The 16,321-nt window shown below is 57.8% G+C and carries 15 protein-coding genes and 4 pseudogenes; 6 read left to right on the forward strand and 13 right to left on the reverse strand.

What is annotated here, in order from left to right; translation table 11 throughout:
* Positions 1-441: 441 nt before the first annotated feature.
* The 6 genes and pseudogenes from AC5ZFO_RS43255 to AC5ZFO_RS43280 form a co-directional block, all read right to left on the reverse strand.
* Positions 442-684, reverse strand: coding sequence for a DUF2274 domain-containing protein (locus AC5ZFO_RS43255; RefSeq protein WP_496123740.1), 243 nt, complete (start codon positions 682-684; stop codon positions 442-444).
* Positions 685-689: 5 nt separating this feature from the next.
* Positions 690-1,126: pseudogene (locus AC5ZFO_RS43260) on the reverse strand (TraB/TrbI/VirB10 family type IV secretion system protein); the annotation flags it as partial.
* Positions 1,126-1,284, reverse strand: a pseudogene (locus AC5ZFO_RS43265) (ArdC-like ssDNA-binding domain-containing protein); the annotation flags it as partial. The pseudogenes AC5ZFO_RS43265 and AC5ZFO_RS43260, both read right to left, overlap by 1 nt.
* A gap of 140 nt (positions 1,285-1,424) precedes the next feature.
* A pseudogene (locus tag AC5ZFO_RS43270) lies at positions 1,425-1,705 on the reverse strand (SDR family oxidoreductase); the annotation flags it as partial.
* Complete coding sequence (locus AC5ZFO_RS43275; protein ID WP_496123741.1) at positions 1,681-1,866, reverse strand: SDR family NAD(P)-dependent oxidoreductase; 186 nt, start codon at positions 1,864-1,866, stop codon at positions 1,681-1,683. The pseudogene AC5ZFO_RS43270 and the gene AC5ZFO_RS43275, both read right to left, overlap by 25 nt.
* Positions 1,835-1,990 carry an SDR family oxidoreductase gene (locus tag AC5ZFO_RS43280; protein ID WP_496123742.1) on the reverse strand — a complete coding sequence of 52 codons (156 nt, stop codon included), beginning with the start codon at positions 1,988-1,990 and terminating at the stop codon, positions 1,835-1,837. The genes AC5ZFO_RS43275 and AC5ZFO_RS43280 overlap by 32 nt, the downstream gene beginning before the upstream one ends.
* A gap of 880 nt (positions 1,991-2,870) precedes the next feature.
* Between AC5ZFO_RS43280 and AC5ZFO_RS43285 the strand changes: the two genes are divergently transcribed.
* Both AC5ZFO_RS43285 and AC5ZFO_RS43290 read left to right on the forward strand, forming a co-directional pair.
* Positions 2,871-3,920 carry a nucleoid-associated protein gene (locus AC5ZFO_RS43285; protein WP_496123743.1) on the forward strand — a complete coding sequence of 350 codons (1,050 nt, stop codon included), beginning with the start codon at positions 2,871-2,873 and terminating at the stop codon, positions 3,918-3,920.
* Positions 3,880-5,304: a hypothetical protein gene (locus tag AC5ZFO_RS43290; protein ID WP_496123744.1), complete on the forward strand. Its 1,425-nt coding sequence runs from the start codon at positions 3,880-3,882 to the stop codon at positions 5,302-5,304. Before AC5ZFO_RS43285 ends, AC5ZFO_RS43290 begins: the two co-directional genes overlap by 41 nt.
* Before the next feature lie 3 nt (positions 5,305-5,307).
* Here AC5ZFO_RS43290 and AC5ZFO_RS43295 read toward each other — a convergent pair whose 3' ends face one another.
* From AC5ZFO_RS43295 to AC5ZFO_RS43325, 7 genes and pseudogenes are all read right to left on the reverse strand, one after another.
* The gene (locus tag AC5ZFO_RS43295) at positions 5,308-5,538 is read right to left on the reverse strand and encodes a hypothetical protein (RefSeq protein ID WP_496123745.1); all 231 of its coding nucleotides are present in this window, start codon (positions 5,536-5,538) and stop codon (positions 5,308-5,310) included.
* 79 nt (positions 5,539-5,617) lie between these two features.
* A complete protein-coding gene (locus AC5ZFO_RS43300; RefSeq protein ID WP_496123746.1) occupies positions 5,618-6,580 on the reverse strand; it encodes a Rid family hydrolase in 963 nt (320 codons plus the stop codon).
* Between the two features lie 16 nt (positions 6,581-6,596).
* Positions 6,597-6,833: a RidA family protein gene (locus AC5ZFO_RS43305; RefSeq protein WP_496123747.1), complete on the reverse strand. Its 237-nt coding sequence runs from the start codon at positions 6,831-6,833 to the stop codon at positions 6,597-6,599.
* Positions 6,834-7,075: 242 nt separating this feature from the next.
* A pseudogene (locus AC5ZFO_RS43310) lies at positions 7,076-9,111 on the reverse strand (methyl-accepting chemotaxis protein).
* A 740-nt stretch (positions 9,112-9,851) separates the two neighbouring features.
* A complete protein-coding gene (locus AC5ZFO_RS43315; RefSeq protein ID WP_496123748.1) occupies positions 9,852-10,481 on the reverse strand; it encodes a phospholipase effector Tle1 domain-containing protein in 630 nt (209 codons plus the stop codon).
* Positions 10,482-11,019: 538 nt separating this feature from the next.
* Complete coding sequence (locus tag AC5ZFO_RS43320; protein ID WP_496123749.1) at positions 11,020-12,024, reverse strand: S8 family peptidase; 1,005 nt, start codon at positions 12,022-12,024, stop codon at positions 11,020-11,022.
* 121 nt (positions 12,025-12,145) lie between these two features.
* On the reverse strand, positions 12,146-12,538 hold the full coding sequence (locus AC5ZFO_RS43325; RefSeq protein ID WP_496123750.1) for a hypothetical protein: 393 nt from the start codon (positions 12,536-12,538) through the stop codon (positions 12,146-12,148).
* Positions 12,539-13,425: 887 nt separating this feature from the next.
* On the opposite strand from AC5ZFO_RS43325, the gene AC5ZFO_RS43330 reads away from it, so the two are divergent.
* The 4 genes from AC5ZFO_RS43330 (at position 13,426) to AC5ZFO_RS43345 (ending at position 16,192) form a co-directional block, all read left to right on the forward strand.
* Positions 13,426-14,526 (forward strand): three-Cys-motif partner protein TcmP, encoded by a 1,101-nt coding sequence (locus AC5ZFO_RS43330; protein ID WP_496123751.1) that lies wholly within the window; start codon positions 13,426-13,428, stop codon positions 14,524-14,526.
* A gap of 10 nt (positions 14,527-14,536) precedes the next feature.
* Positions 14,537-15,292, forward strand: coding sequence for a DUF5131 family protein (locus AC5ZFO_RS43335; protein WP_496123752.1), 756 nt, complete (start codon positions 14,537-14,539; stop codon positions 15,290-15,292).
* A 495-nt stretch (positions 15,293-15,787) separates the two neighbouring features.
* Positions 15,788-16,051, forward strand: a complete 264-nt coding sequence (gene tnpA / locus AC5ZFO_RS43340; RefSeq protein ID WP_496123753.1) for an IS66-like element accessory protein TnpA — start codon at positions 15,788-15,790, stop codon at positions 16,049-16,051.
* Positions 16,052-16,066: 15 nt separating this feature from the next.
* Positions 16,067-16,192, forward strand: coding sequence for a hypothetical protein (locus AC5ZFO_RS43345; protein ID WP_496123754.1), 126 nt, complete (start codon positions 16,067-16,069; stop codon positions 16,190-16,192).
* Positions 16,193-16,321: the final 129 nt, after the last annotated feature.

Consider the following 16,321-nt stretch of genomic DNA (forward strand, 5'->3'; position numbering starts at 1 on the left):
ATCGCTCAGCCTCTGTAGCCAAATCCTAAAGCTAGATTAGTGCCTAATTGGCGCGAAAAACAGTACGAGGCGCCGAAATTCTGCAGTGAGCTAGCAAATCGTGCTGGTCTCCGACCAGCAGAATGCTTCAGCGAGACAGGCGCGATGTACGCAGCACGCACCGCGCCACTGCGTCGCAATGACCATCGCATTTTGAATGCTAGCCAGCCACCAGCGAGGGTTCCGAGCGGCGCGCATGGACGTGAGCTGGAGGACACTCCCAGCGCGGTTGGCTTCACTCGATGATCATCATGCCAGCCGCGCCAGCATGAAGCGGCTTAGCATGAGGTTAGTGGCGCTCAAACTGGGGGTTGAGCCAATCTTCCTGGCAGGTCTATCGGACTGCGCGAGGCCGCGGACCGAAGCCCGGCTCGACTTCTCCTGTGGCTGATCTCCTATGTGTTACCCCTTGCCTTCGCTCGGACGTTGACGCGCCCAGCGAACCTTCCGAAAGCTTCTGTCCGCTGCCATGAACCGCGCGAACATGGGTGTAACCTGCTTGGCCGGATCATGGATCGCCTGGCCCGTTTCCTCCGCCAGGATTTCAGCGTAAGCGACGAGGTCCCGATGGACGCTTGCCGGCAATTCGTGCGTCACTTTGATCGGTTTGTCGTCCTCGATCGCTCCGAGCTTAAGCTTTGCCATTGTCCTCACCCTCTGTATGGCTCGAGCACCAGGTCGCGATTGATCACGCGCACTGAAAATCCCGCACGAATGGTCAACGTCGGCTGGATGTTCAGATTGCGGCGGACCAGCTGCAGGCCCGTCTGATTGGCCGAATCCCCCGCCCCGCGGCGGAGGGCTGCAATGAGGTCGCTGTTGGTGCTACCCGTATCCGTCCCGGAATTCACCTCGGTGCCTACGGCGAGCAGTGTTGAAAGCGCGGCCGCGCCCAAGAGCGCTCTTTCCAGTGATTGTCGACCTCGTCCTCAAGGCCCGAGTATCCTGCGGCGTCCGCCCCTGGCTGGCGTTCCAGAACGATCGAACGCCCATTCGGCATGATCAGCCGCGTCCAGACCAGCAGCACGCGCGACTGGCCAAATGCGACCTGGCTATCGTACGTTCCGATCAGTCTTGCTCCCTGCGGCCACTGTATTGCCGGTTGGTCGACGCGCTTTTTGGCATGGCCAGCGGCGCTTTCGCCGCGGCCGTCCCCCAGGGCTGAACCCAGGGGACGCGGCCGGCTTCGTTGTAGAGGTTCGCCCGGTCCTGGCCGGCGCGCGCGCAAGCAGTACGTTTTGACATCGGGGGTCGCCACCACGTTCAAGGTGGAGAATACCCAGCGAAGAAGACATCTCCATTGGGATAATTACTTCTTTCTTATGCATTTGCGATTGGCACTCAGGGGCGCGCAGGGGTGCTGCAGTGAAGATCCTTCCAATATGTTAAATCATGAAAGCTCCGCCATTAAGGTCAAGCGTCACCCCAGTCATGAAGCCCGCTTCGTCGGAGGCAAGATAGGCAGTGGCGGCAGCTATCTCCGCGGCCGTTCCCAAACGCGCTACTGGAATCCGAGACATGCATTGCTCATTGGACTTTAGCGCAGAGGCGACCATAGCCGTCTCGATACGGCCCGGCGCAGCGAATTCACAGTTACACCGTGCTGCCCGACTTCGGATGCCAACGTTCTTGCCAAAGCCATTATTCCAGCCTTTGACGCTGCATAGTGGGCTCGGCAAAGTCCGGTCGAGTCCTTCCAGCCTGTGAGCCCATATTGATAATGCGCCCCCATCGTTGCGAGACCATATGCGGTAAACACGCCTTGCAGCATAGGAAAGCACCAGTAAGATTTATATCACAGGACCTGTCGCCATTGGTCGAGCGCAATTTCGCCTACGCTTGGCTTTTTACCCTCTCGTTTCGGCGAGATACCGGCGTTATTGACAAGAATATCGACTTTGCCGAAGCGAGCGATCGTCTCATCGACCAGCTTGGTTTCGTATTCCCGCATCTCCTTGATTTTCGTGGATTGTTCTCGCTCAGTGGCTTGGGCCTGGCGCCGCGCGACTGGCACGAATGCTCGGCGAGAAGAGGAACCTGCTAGTGCGTCCCGCCAATGCGCGTATTAGTTTTCCATTGGTGAGTTGGTACGGAGCCGAGGCCCTGCCGGAGACCTCAATGATAGCGGAATGATCGTTCTTGCCATCCTCACGAGCGGCCGATCAGTCTTGCTTACAGACGACGCCGATTGTGCGCACCTCATGCATTCGAACGCGAATAGAATAGATCCTCTCTTCGCTACTCATCACGGCGCGCGCTTCAATTCGAGTCCAGCGTCAGTGCCCATGCCCAATCGAAACGACGGCGCCCTCGTCTCTTACGGTTATCGTAACGTCTAGATGCGCCATCCGCCTTCCTCGATGATGCGTGCTTTGTTCCGATTGCGGACAGCGCGCGTGGAATAGAAACGGACAGGTCCTAGGCATCAATCAGCGCTGCATAGCCCGCGGGGGTCGCGGCCGCAGGTAGCCCGCGATCATAAAAAACGGTCACTCACCCTGAAAACTCTGTCTGCATGAGGCTCAATCCTGAAAATCCTTCTGTGGCCGTGAATTTCGTTGGCCTCGCTTTCGGCGCACGGACCAGACTCTACTCCACGAAAAATACTCTCCTAAGGCAGGAAATCTGAAAAACCTTCACATTGTCCGTCGCAGATTTTTGCCGAAAGGAGGCCGCAAGTGTTTCGACCTCACTCAACCCCGCAAAAGTTGAGCCTGAAAGCTCAATTCCAGATGGAAGTCCCACCAAAACGCAGGATTAATTCATCGAATGCGTCGTAATTGGACCACGAGATGTTTACTTTTGTTCTCTTTTTGTTCTAAGGTGGATTTATGGCTTTCCTTACGGAGCAGGAACTAGAAAGCCTGCGCATTGATCAGAGCGTCTTCCATATCGTCGGCCCGGGAGAGGAACATTTTCAGCTGCTGGCAGCTTTCGATCCGGGCCGATATTCGCCTTTTTTTCTGGGCCGCGTGCGCTCGGTCAACAGTGGGAACCGCTACGAATTTCTGGAGGATGCCTCCGTGCGGGCGCAACTGACACGGATCAGTCGCGACAAGAGCACCTTCCAGGAGGAAAGCGAGAAGCTGGCGACTTCATTCAACGGAGCCCATGGTGGCAGCACGGCCGTCGGGGCCTTCCTTATCTTCTCCTTGTCCTGTTCAACCGGACGGCTGTTTGCACTTCTGAAATTCGAGGATGAAAAAGTTCTCAGCTACGACTACGACGTCAGTCGCGGCCGGTCGGGGAAGCCTAGGCCGACCTTCGGCGAAATCGAACGTACTTTTGTCCAGAACCGTAACGCATTGCAGAAGGCCGCGCTCATCAAGCTGCGCAAAGACGGCGACGAAATCTGCGTTGTCGATCGCCAGAATCCGCAGCGGCCTGCCGCGTATTTCGAGCAGTTCCTGCTCGTTCGACGCCAGCGGACGGAAGTAGAGCTGACCAAGGCAATCATCGACGTCACACGCAACATTGCACAAAAGCACAAGGACATACTTCCGCAAGAAGCGATGAAAAATCTGGCGCAACGCCTCTACGACGCCAGCCAATCAGGTGGATCCGTCGACGGCGAGAACGCTGAAAGTTGGCTGAAGAGCATATTCGGTCCGCTGCCTGACGACAGCCCAGTGGTAACGGACTTTAAGGCAAAGCTGAAGCGCGAAGGAATGGCGGGCGAATCGTTTGTGCTCCAAAAGAATGCGATTGCGGCGCCCAGAAACCGTCGTGTCGAGACGGCGAGCGGAGTGAAACTGACCTTTCCTGCCGGTTTGACGCCATCAGTCATTTCGGTCGATCGCGACAAGGGCGAGATCATCATCAAAGACAAGATCACACTCGATGACTTCGAGCTCAACATATCTGGTCGAGTGCGTTCGTGAGCTAGTTGCGAACGGCGCCTCGGCAGACGAGCGTGTTGATGCCCTCGTATTGCGGGGGCGGCTGCCGTCCGCCAACGCGCAGGTGGCCTGGCTGGGATTCGCCGACGAAATCCCGTCCCCCTTCTCGACGTTGCAAGTCTATGATCCGGCGCTCGGTGGCGATCTCGTTGCGGGTGACGTCTTCGATTCGACGCGCGAGGTGGTGATCACGCTTGGAAAGCCCGCCGCTGAGGCTTGCGCCTTTTTTGTTTTCCAATCCGGCGTTCCACAATACCTGGCGCAACGGAGCGTCCTTCCCCGCCTCGCTATCGTCGATTTCAACTCCACTCAGGCATTTCGCGCGCGAGGACTACAGGTAGTTTCGTGGGATTTGGCACAGCCGATTTCGTCTCCAGAATTCGTATTGTGCCCCATCGACCCAACTCGTTATGTCCGCGACTTTGTGCCCGATCGTGAGATCGTCAGCGATCTCAGTCCCTGGATTCTAGAGGCTACGCCAGCAGCTCCATCGCCGGCGTATCGAGCTTGGGAAAGGGTTGCTGCCCGCAGATTGCTGGGCGGTCTCGTTTCCCGAGCTTGGCTCGAGGACAGCCAGGTTTGGCTGCAAGCGGCAGCGACGCCTCCAATCTATCGCATCAAAGCCGATAATCCTGCCCTGCCGGGCGCGCGCTCTCCTCTGACTGAAGCCGCGCACTGGGTCTTTCTTTCTGGAACCGATATCGAGGCGCGCCATCTGCTCTTTTCCGGCGAGCTGGCTCGGGCGAGCCGTCCTCAGCAAGATCTCGCCACGACGTTGGAGCAGGCGCTTGAGGCGGCTAAGGCTGCCTATGAAGCTCACGTCCAATCATCTAGCCGCGAAACACTGAAGGCGCTCGCTGATCTCCGCAAGACCGTCATTGATGAGACTCAAAAAGTCGCGCAACGGGCGCAAGATCTTGCAGCGACCCTCTGGCGCGACCTGGCTATCTCGGCGGCACCTTTCATATTGAAGATTCTGGGTGACGCGACCAAGGCACCGAATCCTCTCATCTCTTCCTTGTTCTACTTTTCTGCTGCCCTATTCATAGGTCTTTCATTTTGGCTGCAATGGCGCATCAATAGCGCGTTTTTCGAAAGTCAGACTTCTTCCCGGCGGAGCTGGCTGCAAAGTCTTTATAGTTATATCTCCGTTCGGGAGCGGGAAGAAATCGCTGAAACGCCAATCGAGCAAGCGATGAAGAACTATCGCGAAACACGTGGCGTCTTGCTTTTTGTCTATGTGCTATTGATCGTCGTGCTTATTGCTGCCGGTGTGCATACTCTCTACGGCGAAACGCCTGTCTCTTCGACCTCCAACTCAGGCGCCACCCCTAGCTCATCAGCAGTTCCGACCAAGCCGCCGTAGGATTCAAAGCTCGCTCTTTCGGGTGCCTAGGGAGCTAGGCTCGCCAAGAAGCAGGGCTCGATTAAATGTCGGCGATCCGTCGACATAGGTGTCCAGGAACGCTTCGTCGAAGCGGCGGATGCGGCTGTACAAGTCGGCGATGTGCGACGACGACCAGCGGTGCTGCGCAAACTCCCCGTATGTGCGGTCCTCGATCGCGATGCGCTTGTCTGCGGGTGGTGGTTCACCCCGCATCTACCCAGTTCGCGTGGATCCGAAGCGCCACCGGCGAGGTAGTGTGTCCATTGAATTCGAGCATGCCCATCGTCACTCCTCATCCTTGTGCTACGCCCCAGATCTCAACGGTCGTCGGCGGGGTATGCACCAAGGGCATCGGCACCAGCGTCATGGGTGGAAGCACTCCACCCACACAATCCGCGAGCGTCGCGACGAAAGCGAGCGTCTCGGCCTCGGTGCCGTTCGATTTGAAATAGCAGACCATGAGCTTCAAATCCGCAGGCCTGCGGCCAAAGGGACGCAGTAGATCCTCGATGTAGCCCATCGTGAAACGGGTCTGCGGCAGGAGTTCGCCGGCCAGTACGCGCTCGCCCTTATTGCTGTACGGGCTCAAAGGCACCTGACCGCCCAGCCAAACGACGTCGCGCAGCCGGATGGCCTGGCGATAGGGCGTGGCGTACGTCCAGTCCCACACTCGCTCGGGCCAGCTGTCTTCGCGGGGAATGTACTTGTCAAAGCCGTTGCGAAGCTGACGCATGGCCAAAACATCGACCTTGGTTACAACGCCTGGGTCGAGCCCATGGCAGCGGACCACGGTTGCGACCGGCCCCGGTTCGCGAAAGTAGCTCGCTCGCGCTCTGGAGAGCATCTCCCAATGCTCAGTCGTGGCATAGTAGCCTTCCACCTTAACGCAGTCCTGGAAGGATGCGCCGAGCGCGGTGAGGGCTTCCGCGTGACGATCCATGATGAAGTGGCTCTGGGACCGCCCGTCACCCGGAGCAAACAACGCCCCGTCGGCGTCCTCTGAGGTACGATTGGCCAGCGCGATGAACTCGCCTGCTCGGAGTCCTGCAACGACCGTCCTGCCGCCGAAGAGCGCACGCCTCGCGGCCGGCACCGGGCGAGGAAATACTCGCACGTCGGAATGCGAGCGCCAGCCACGCTGCGCGACCGCCTGGATCTGAATCGCCTGCCTGGAAAACGGCTGCAACGGCTCCGCCAGCGTGCTGACCGCCGGCATTGGATCCGTTTCGAAAAAGCGCGCCAGTGCCGCGATCACCTCCCAATCGTCACGCTCAGCGGTAGTGCACCTTCAGCCGCACCACGTCGTCGAGCGTGCAGGATTCATTGGCTAGCGCCTTCGCCACGTTGGCCATCGCTCCTTCGACCTGCTTGTCGAAATCGCCGGGATGGCGAATCCTTCCCGCTGCGTCAAAATCGCCCGCGCCGCCGACGAAGCTCAGCTCGCCGGCACTGGCAGAAAGGTGGTGGGTGTTAGCAATGGGCAGATTCCAGATGCCTGAGTCCGTCATTGGTGTGCTCCTTCGCGAACCGTCACGTGGCGGACTCCGGGCGGATGCGATCGAGGCGGCGTTTGAGCGCTGCCATGGCTTCGAGAAAACAACAGGAAAGGTTGCTCAATAGCAGACAAAACCCACTACTTGAATGAAGTCGGGCAACGAGCGGAAGCTGCCGCCGAGAAGTTCAAGGACATGCGCGAACCTCTCAACAAAGAAGGCAGCGCTCCCGATGTTCGCCGGAACATGCTTTAGCCCTAAGCCGCCCGGATTTTCGCCATGAGTCGGTCGAGATCGGTGCGGAGACGCGTGCTTTCGCTGGACAGCGTCTGAGCCGAGTTTAGCACCTCTTCCGAGGCCGTGCCGGTCTCCGCGGCGCCGCGATTGACCTGGCCGATATCGATGGCCGCGCTCTGCGTGCCCTGCGCGACGTTCTGTACGCTGCGGGCGATCTCCTGCGTCGCGACGCCCTGCTGCTCGACTGCACCGGCGATCGAGGTGGCGATCGTCGAGATCTGGCCAATTATGGCGCCGATCTCCTTGATGGCGGCGACCGACTCAGCGGTCGCGCCCTGCATGCCCGCGATGTGCGAGGAGACTCTTCCGTCGCTTTGGCAGTCTGGCTCGCCAGCAACTTCACTTCGCTCGCGACGACGGCAAAGCCGCGGCCAGCTTCGCCTGCGCGCGCCGCCTCGATGGTGGCGTTCAATGCGAGCAAGTTGGTTTGCTTGCCAATGGCCGTGATCAGTCTGACGACCTGGCCGATCTGCTGCGCGGCATGCGATAGCTTGCCGATGCGGCCGTCGGTCTCCTTGGTCTGCACAACTGCGGCTTCCGCGATGCGGCTGGAGTCGCGCACCTGACGGCTGATCTCCTCGACCGAGGCAGAAAGCTCTTCGGTGGCAGTCGCGACCGACTGCGTGTTCGAGGAGGCCTGCTCAGAGACGCCTGCGACCTGGCTCGACAGGGTCTGCGTCGTCTCGGCGGTGCGAGTCAAGGTCGAGGCCGCGGATTCCAGCTGCACGGCGGAGGCCGAGACGTTGGAAACGAGGCGCCGACCGCAGTCTCGAAATCATCGGTAAAGCGGATCAGCTCGGCGCGGCGCGTCGCACGCGCTTCCGTGTTCTGCGCTTCGCTGGCCATCGCGTCGCGTTCGGCTTTGGCGATGGCCTGCACCTTGAACTCCTCGACGGCCCCCGCCATCTCGCCGATCTCGTCCTTGCGAGCGAGTCCCGGCAGCACGACGTCGAAATTGCCGGAGGCCAGCTCGCGCATCGCCTTGAACATCGCAATCATCGGACGCGAGATGCCGGTGCCGAGCAAGAAGGCGAGGATGGAGCCGAGCAGCGTGCCGCCGGCGGCGAGCATCAGGATCAATTGCTCGGTCTGGCCGATGGTGCTTTCCGATTCCATTTCCAGCCGCTGCTGATCCGAGACGAGGTCCGCCTTCATTGCGGTTGCCCCCCGCATGATGACACTCGCCGATCCATTGATCGCGGTCACGAGCTCTTCCACCATCTTGGCGTTGGCGACGAGCTTTTCCAGCGCTTCACGATAGGCCCCAAGCAGGACTTCGATATCCTTCAAGCCGGTAACGGTCTTGTCGTCCAACGAATTGACCGCGCCGAGCGAATTCTCGGCCAATTTCAGTCGCGCCAGCGCGCTTGTAGCAATGGCTTGGTCAGAACTGAGGATAAAGTTCGTCGCCGCCGCGCTTGCTGTCTGGAAGTGGGCGTTGACCTGCTTGGTGCCGAATTCGACCGCCTGCGCCTCGCCGCCGGACGCGTTGCGGCCGATGTCGTCGAGCTTGTACATGAGAAGATTGGCATTGCGCTGAAGCTGGCTCCGCACCAAGAGTGCGCTGTCGCGCTTGGCTTGCAGGATCTTGGCAAAGATGGCGGAGAAGTTCGAAATCGCTCGCGAGCTTGTTGAGGCTCTCGAGCCGCGACGGCTTCTTGGTGCCCTTGATCGCCTGGTCGATGGCGTTCTTCAAGCTGGCCTCGGCCCATAGCGCCGTCTTGGCATCATCCTCCTTGCCAGTGACAACGAAATAGCGCGCCGCCGACTGATAGCCGAGCAACTCGCGATCGATGTTGCGAGCAAGGTCGGCCTCAGAAACGCTGGCGCGGTAGGACGCGACACCGGCCGATACGCGTTCAAAGCCGAGATAGGCGAACGCGATGCTGACGGCAGAGATGGCCAGCACCGTGGCAAAACCAATAATGATCTTTCCGCGGAATCTAAGAGCCAAAGCACCTGGCCGCTTTGGCTTCGACGCGATACGCCCGGACATCCCACCCCCACTACGTTGTTCCAACAGCCACGTGGCCGAAAGCAGTCCCTTCGGATCGACGGAAAATTAAATCGGATTCGTCAAAGCGCGGTAAATTCATCCTGCTTGGAGACAAGAGCAATTTTTGTGTATGTGAGTCCTACGTATTGTCTAAGCGCGCAAGTCGCGTTGTATTTCTGCACCAAGCGCAGGAAGAGCGCCGAAAATCTGCATCGGAGCAATCAGCTCTATCTGGGGGATTTCACAAGAGAGCTTCGTCGCCTAAGACGTCGGCGAATAGTCTTCATATCCGCTAGAGTATTCCAGCAATCCCACAGAGAACAACTCATCCAGCTGGTGGGTAAGGAAGGTTAGGACGATCAGGGAGGTCGCCGCTCATGCGAGAAGCGGCGTTGTCACTCGGACCGTTTGCCTGGCGAGCGGCGGGATCCCAGCAACAGCGAGAGCAAACATACCGGCGATTGCGGCTTTCATCTTAAGCAATCTAAAGAGATCGCTGCGGCCGCCCAGCGAATGGCTGACGAATCCCGGCAACACAGGCTTGTAATCTTGATCACGGCGAAGGCCGGCCCACCGTAACCGCAGCGGAGAGGTTTAGAATCGCTTCGTGTGGCTCGTCGGAGTTAAAGAAAAACCCGACGCCTACCCCTCTCGCGCAACCGATCGCCGCATCCGGTGATGGAGGTCAGCGGCTGCAGTCCAATCAAGTCGATATAACACCACTTGCATGGAAGCTTGGCTTATTGCCGGGGCCGGCTGTTGGCCGTGTCGTCGCCTCCGCTGGTTGCGGCTTCGAAATAGGCTTTCGCTTTGAGATGCTTCTGCAACGCGACAGGTCGGTAGGGCCCGAAGCTCGTGAAATTGCGAACTAACTTCATTGCCAGGCGCTCGTAGACTGTGGAGTGAAGTTGTGCTGTATCGGGCATCTCCCGAACCGCCTTCGCCCATCTAAGCGCAGTCCCACCCATTCCCACCATACATTCGTCGTGCATCATGCCATCAGCCGACGGATATAATCTTAGCGAGCTCTCGTCGACAATGACTCGGCCTGCCTCCGGAATCTTCTCGGTGATGAATTCCGCCATCCAGGCCAGTGTAATGTCCGACAGGCGAGATTCGTTTTCGGGATAGCTTCCCCCGACATCGGCATGATTGCCGGCGAACCAGATCTGGTCGAATTGCTCCGGCTCACCCTGTCTGTCCGGCCACTTTACGGTACCGCTTCCTCCCCACGATACCCGCTTGAAGTCCTTTCGGCCCTCATCGATAGATTGCAGATGCCGCGATCGCGACGACGACCTGATAATCTCCAGCCTCGAGGGCCGCTGGCCCGCTGAGGCCCAAACTGCCGCTGCTCGCGCGGAGTCCAATTCAATCGCATAGAAGCGATCGAGCCAACGATTTGGCGCGTCGACTTGCGTGCCGTTGCAATCAATTTTTGTTTGCCCGGAACCGTTGTTCGTCGGATCGACTGCGATTCGGCGGACGGCAAACCCAGTGGCTCGGGCCGGATGCTTTGCTGCGCGCTGAGCTCGCTTGGCAGCGTGGTATAAAGTAGGCCGGCCACGAAGGCCGGTACGAACTTGCGCATTTGTCGCTCCAAGTCGATGAAGGAGTTCGAAGACTTCGGTGCTGAATTGCCGAGCAGCAGCTTCGCTCGCTCACTTGTTGTTAAAGGGAGAAGATAGCCGGTTATCGAAAACCGCTATCGAGGGTACGTCCTTCAGCAGGCCCTTCACGGTACTCACATCGATCGTTATGATCTTCGCCTTATCTTGGGGCGCCACGCTCGGCTTCGGTGTGACGTCTAGCTGAAGGTGTCCTCACGGCAAGATCCACGCAACATATCGAGGGCAACCGCTTCCCATTTGGGAAACGTGGTTATCGGAGGAAGAGGCGTTCTCAACCTTAGCGGCTCCTGCAGCAGCCGGAGAGGAGCGGATCTTGCGGCCATGAGTTCCTGAACGCACCACAAGGACTGTCGTTGCAACTGGCGACCGATGCCGACAGAACCAGGTTGCTCGCCTTCGTGAAGCTGAGCCCGGATGCCGCCGGGTTCGTCGCGGCCCAACATCCGATGCCGGACAATTCCAAAGGCACCCTCCGATACAATAGAAGAGCCGATTTGTTGAAGCTGAACAGCTTTCCGCTGCCCGATGAGGACGGAGGCGCGTCCGGCGGCGGCCTGCTGTCCGTCGAACTAGAAGATCCAGCTGGACTCGAAGCCGTGAAACTCGAGTTGGCGGCGGTTTGATGGACGAGTTCAAGGCGCGGCAGTTTGGTTCCGGTCCGCACGTCGACAGTGATGGGCGCTCCGCTCGTCAGACGGCTTTCTAGCTGACTGACGCTTTCGCCCGGAAACTCCTGACGCAACAATGCAAGTGCTGCTGCGACATGGAGAGCTGCCATGGACGTGCCCTTCATGGTGGCATAGGCCGATCCAGGAACGCTTGAGACTATGTCGGCGCCGGGCGCCGCTATATGTACCATAGAAGCTACATTCGAATAGGAGACATCGAGCGAGCCATCCTTCTTGGCAGCTGCGACCGATACCGCCGATGAGATGCAGGCCGGCTCAGCCACTCCGTCAAAAAAATGTTCGTTGCCCGCCGAGACGACGGTTGGAATTCCCTTCGACCTTAAGCGCTCGATGATCTCCGTCAGGGCCGAACTCTTGTCGCACGCGGCATCGAAGTATCCGCTTCCTAAGCTCACGTTGACGGCGCCCACACTGAACTCTGCCCGATGCTTAAAGACGTATTCCAATGCTCGAAGCTGATCGGAAGTAAAGCTTCGGATACCCTTGCCGGCCGCCTTGCAGACATTGGGATCATCGAAGAGCGAGTAGACCTGTATCAATAGAAGTTTCACGGCCGGGGCAACGCCGCCGAAGTTCTTTGCCGCGAATTTCATGTTGTGGCCGCAATAATCCCGGCCACATGCGTCCCATGATCGCATCCGACTACATCGGTCGGACATTGACCAGCCGATCCGCCAATAGTTCCCACATCGAAACCGCCCGGGCAAAGCGATTTCACGTTGTAAACGTTGAATGATCCGTCGAGAAGCAGGCTTCGCCTACGATGGCCCCGACTGGTGCTGGGTGATCGAGTTGCGCGCCCGTGTCTAGCACGGCCACCGTCTCGTTGGTCCCGCTGTAACCCAGGCCGTGCATCTTGTCGCCCCCGATGAACGGAACCGAATCCATAAGTGTGGGCGGCATCGGTATGTCGCGAGTAACGAGAACGACGTTCGGATCTTCGCGCAGACGGGGCAACGCGGCTGCCGATATCTCCGCCGCAGCCACGGGGAGCGATCCGATCGGACGAACGTTCTTGGCGGAATCGGAGAGAGCAACCGAAACGTAGCTGCTGGCGCTGGCGAAAGAGGCACCACCGTTTGTCTGTTTGCTGACAAACGCCGGCACTCGGCAGCAAGAGCGCAGCGAACGCTAAAAGTATTTTTCTCATGCCCGCACCACGCACATGAGCAATAGGGAAAGGCAATAATAAAAATAAACCTCTGGTTGTTCATGGATGCAAGCTCAAACTATGCAGACTTCCGGCTTATTAGGCTCGTTCGCGACGGAAAGCAGCAGCGGATCGAGGGATGATCGGCGCATCGCCAGCTATCGTATTTCACGAACTGATCCCTGAAAGCATTCAGCGATCTCCTATTCAATGAAATCAAGAAGAAGCATCCGAGGAGTTTGACGAGCTCCTGCAGTCTTGAAAGCGTCCTCCCCTCCCGGACGAGGCGATCGCGCTCGTCTCCGAAGCTTTCATTGTCTTCGTCTCAATCTAGGCACCTGGACCGGACCGTCCGGCGACATAGCGGAGCGCCGCAACTCCCGTTGCACAATTGCCGGTACTTGCGAGTTCCGCGTGACGCAAAGGCGACGATCTGGTCAGTGACTTGTGTAATGCTCTATCCGCCGGGCGGTAGATTAAAAGGCGCAACGTGTTTCCAGGGCTGACCACTGACCGAGAAAAAGGCAGTGCGCAAACTGAGGTGGATATCGCACGCTAACAGAGAGAGGAAGTGAAGCGTCAGGTCCGCAACAAAGCTGCGCTTTTTCAGAGAAGACGATGAAAGAATGCGGCAGAGGCGCAACAACGCATTCGCTCGGCCGAGCGATAATGCAAGATACCGCACTCATAACAGTGCCGGCCCGGCCGACATCCAATACCGCGGTTTCGGTACCTTTCGCGTGATTGACAAATAGAACAAAGTGTGAACAAATGCACCATGCAGTTGTTGTATATTGCTCGAACGTGCCATTGCCCGCCCTCTGCAACTTGGGCGGGTAATTCTATGGCGAACACAGGTTTCTTTAATGAGCAACTTGACCAGTCCGATACAAAAGCAAGAATCGTTCAGAAATATTTTTATGCATGGGCGAAAGTCATTGGTCCGAGCGCGCAAGCGCGAGAAGGAAAGATTGCTTATATCGATCTCTTCGCCGGGCCAGGACGCTACAAAGACGGCGCAGCATCAACACCCTTGCTAGTGCTTCAACATGCAGTTGCAGATGCTGCACTTTGCCAAATGTTGGTGGCGTTGTTCAACGATGCGGATCAAAACCATTCGGCGACACTGCAGACGGAGATCGCCAAGCTACCGGGTATCGAGAAGCTAAAATTTACTCCGCAGGTAAATTGCGGCGAAATCGGCAAAGATGCAGAGAAATACTTCAACGAAACGCGTTTGATCCCCTCATTCAGCTTTGTGGACCCGTTCGGCTACAAGGGTCTGTCGCTGAAGATCGTCAATGGGATGATCAAGGATTGGGGCTGTGACTGCGTTTTCTTTTTCAACTACGGGCGGATAAATGCGGGGATATCGAATCCGAAAGTGGATTCGCATATGGATGCGCTTTTCGGTGCCAAGCGGGCCGCCACATTGCGGACGGCGTTGCAAGGCATGTCCCCCGACGACAGGGAAGCACTGATTCTGGAAGAGCTCTCACAAGCCATAAAGGAGATGGGCGGAACGTACGTGCTGCCATTTCGTTTCAAGCGCGGCAAGCGGACCAGTCACAGCATCGTTTTTGTATCCAAAAGCTTCAAGGGGTACGAAATCATGAAGGATATCATGGCGGGTGAAAGCTCTTCGGATGACCAGGGCGTCGCGTCATTCACCTATTCGCCGGCCGATGCATCGATGCCGCTGCTGTTTTCTCTGGCGCAGCCATTTGACGCGCTCAAAAAGAAACTGCCGATAGATTTGTCCGGTGAAACTATGACCATGCGAGAAATTTACGAGGATCATTCGGTAGACACACCGTATATTAGCAAAAACTACAAACAAGCGCTTAGGGAGCTTGAAGCGGAAGGCATTATTGTTGCCGACCCCCCGATGGCCAAGCGCAAAAAAAACACTTTCGCCGATCACGTGCGAGTGACTTTCAGATAGGAGCGAGCCCATGGCCACCAACTCATCAATTGAGTGGACTGAGGCGACGTGGAATCCAGTCGGCGGTTGCACGATCTTATCGCCGGGCTGCACGAATTGCTATGCGATGCGCCTAGCTCGTCGATTGGAGGCGATGGGGCAAAAAAAATACGCGGGCACGACTCGTATGACCGGTGGACGAGCCAAGTGGAATGGTAAGATCGTGCTGGATGAATCCGCCCTAGGAATTCCTTTAAAGTGGAAAAATTCGAAGATCATATTCGTGAACTCCATGTCTGATCTTTTCCATGAAAAAGTTCCGTTAGAGTTCATCGTCAGAGTATTCGGCATTATGAAGCAGGCTCGACATCACACGTTCCAGGTGTTGACAAAGCGCGCCGATCGTCTCGCAGAAGTGGCCAACAAGCTCTGTTGGCCGAACAACATCTGGATGGGCGTCAGCGTAGAGAGCCAAGAGTATATAGGGCGCATCGATTCGCTTCGATCCACGCCGGCTTATGTCAAATTTCTGAGCTTAGAACCTTTACTTGGACCCCTTAACAATCTTAATCTGAATGGAATTGATTGGGCAATTGCTGGCGGAGAAAGCGGGCCAGCCGCGCGACCAATGAACCCTGATTGGGTGCGTTCAATCCGCGATCAATGTGTCGAAGCAGGAGTGGCGTTTCACTTCAAGCAATGGGGCGGCGTGCAGAAGAAGCAATTTGGTCGCGTGTTGGACGGCCGCACTTGGGACGAGCTACCGAGGCGGCGCGTGGCAGCCTAGCGAAATCCAGCAGATGGAATGGGACGTGGCTTAAATTCTCAAATGAACTTCGCACGAAGAACAGCTTTTAGATCGCGCGCTATCCGAAATGGCTTCGCCCAATCCGACCTTGTCTTCTCGGTTGAACGGTGCAATCGGGTAATGCTCACTCGTATGGGCTAGAAAGCGCTTTTGGAGAAGAAACGAGCTCCACAGCTGTGAGCCCGAACTCGATGTGCGTGAGGCGCGCGTTGATAGGGGCGAGGACTAGCATCGAGATCGTCATTTGCATCCCTTGTATCACGAGCGCGGGCAACCGAATTCCAGCGAGGCTTGTGGCGTGCCCAGCAAAATCGACCCCGCGAAAATGGCTGATCATTTAACCAGGTACCTGATACTTGGTCAGTGCTGTTCAGCGGCCACCTACCGGATGACGACGGGGTGATCTGCGAGTCTGCGGTTCGGTTCGACCGTTAGGCTTAGAATGAACACAGGCATACTGCTATCACGGAGCCCGTGCGGCGGCTTGAGGTCTTCACCGGAGCCGGTCGTCGGCGGAGGTGGAGCGACGAGGACAAGGCGCAGATCGTCGCCGAGATCGTGTCGAGAGGCGACTCGGTGTGTTCCGTGGCACGACGGCATGGCTTGTCGCCGCTGCAGCTGTTTGGCTGGCGGCGGCAGTTGCGAGAAGCCGCACGCGGTCATTCCGAGGCGGACGAAGTACAGTTTGTGCCGGCGGTGGTGGACGCCGCGGTGCCGGCGCCCGCTCTTGGCCGTTGAGCGCAAAGGAATGCGGTGCAGGCCAAGCCCGATGCCGGGATCATCGAGATCGAAGTTGACGGCATCACGATCCGTGCCGGTCGTGGTGCGGACCCAACGATGATTGCATCGATTGTCCAAGCGCTGAAGGCGAGCCGGTGATAGATCCGTCGGGTGCTGTCCGGGTGATGGTGGCGACCAAACCAGTAGACTTCCGCAATTATGCGGAGCCCACGATTATGCGGAGTGTGCGGCGGGAAGTTGGTTCCCGCCGCGGTCTTCTCGCCTATT

Source organism: Bradyrhizobium sp. Unk1 (assembly GCF_059512345.1).

Bases quoted from the DNA above. Each gene is read 5' to 3' on its own strand.
- AC5ZFO_RS43330 (WP_496123751.1), top strand. From the start codon at position 13,426: ATGGCGAACACAGGTTTCTTTAATGAGCAACTTGACCAGTCCGATACA.
- AC5ZFO_RS43335 (WP_496123752.1), top strand. From the start codon at position 14,537: ATGGCCACCAACTCATCAATTGAGTGGACTGAGGCGACGTGGAATCCA.
- AC5ZFO_RS43285 (WP_496123743.1), top strand. From the start codon at position 2,871: ATGGCTTTCCTTACGGAGCAGGAACTAGAAAGCCTGCGCATTGATCAG.
- AC5ZFO_RS43290 (WP_496123744.1), top strand. From the start codon at position 3,880: ATGACTTCGAGCTCAACATATCTGGTCGAGTGCGTTCGTGAGCTAGTT.
- AC5ZFO_RS43305 (WP_496123747.1), bottom strand. From the start codon at position 6,833: ATGACGGACTCAGGCATCTGGAATCTGCCCATTGCTAACACCCACCAC.
- AC5ZFO_RS43280 (WP_496123742.1), bottom strand. From the start codon at position 1,990: ATGCGGGAATACGAAACCAAGCTGGTCGATGAGACGATCGCTCGCTTC.
- AC5ZFO_RS43295 (WP_496123745.1), bottom strand. From the start codon at position 5,538: ATGCGGGGTGAACCACCACCCGCAGACAAGCGCATCGCGATCGAGGAC.
- AC5ZFO_RS43255 (WP_496123740.1), bottom strand. From the start codon at position 684: ATGGCAAAGCTTAAGCTCGGAGCGATCGAGGACGACAAACCGATCAAA.
- AC5ZFO_RS43320 (WP_496123749.1), bottom strand. From the start codon at position 12,024: ATGAAATTCGCGGCAAAGAACTTCGGCGGCGTTGCCCCGGCCGTGAAA.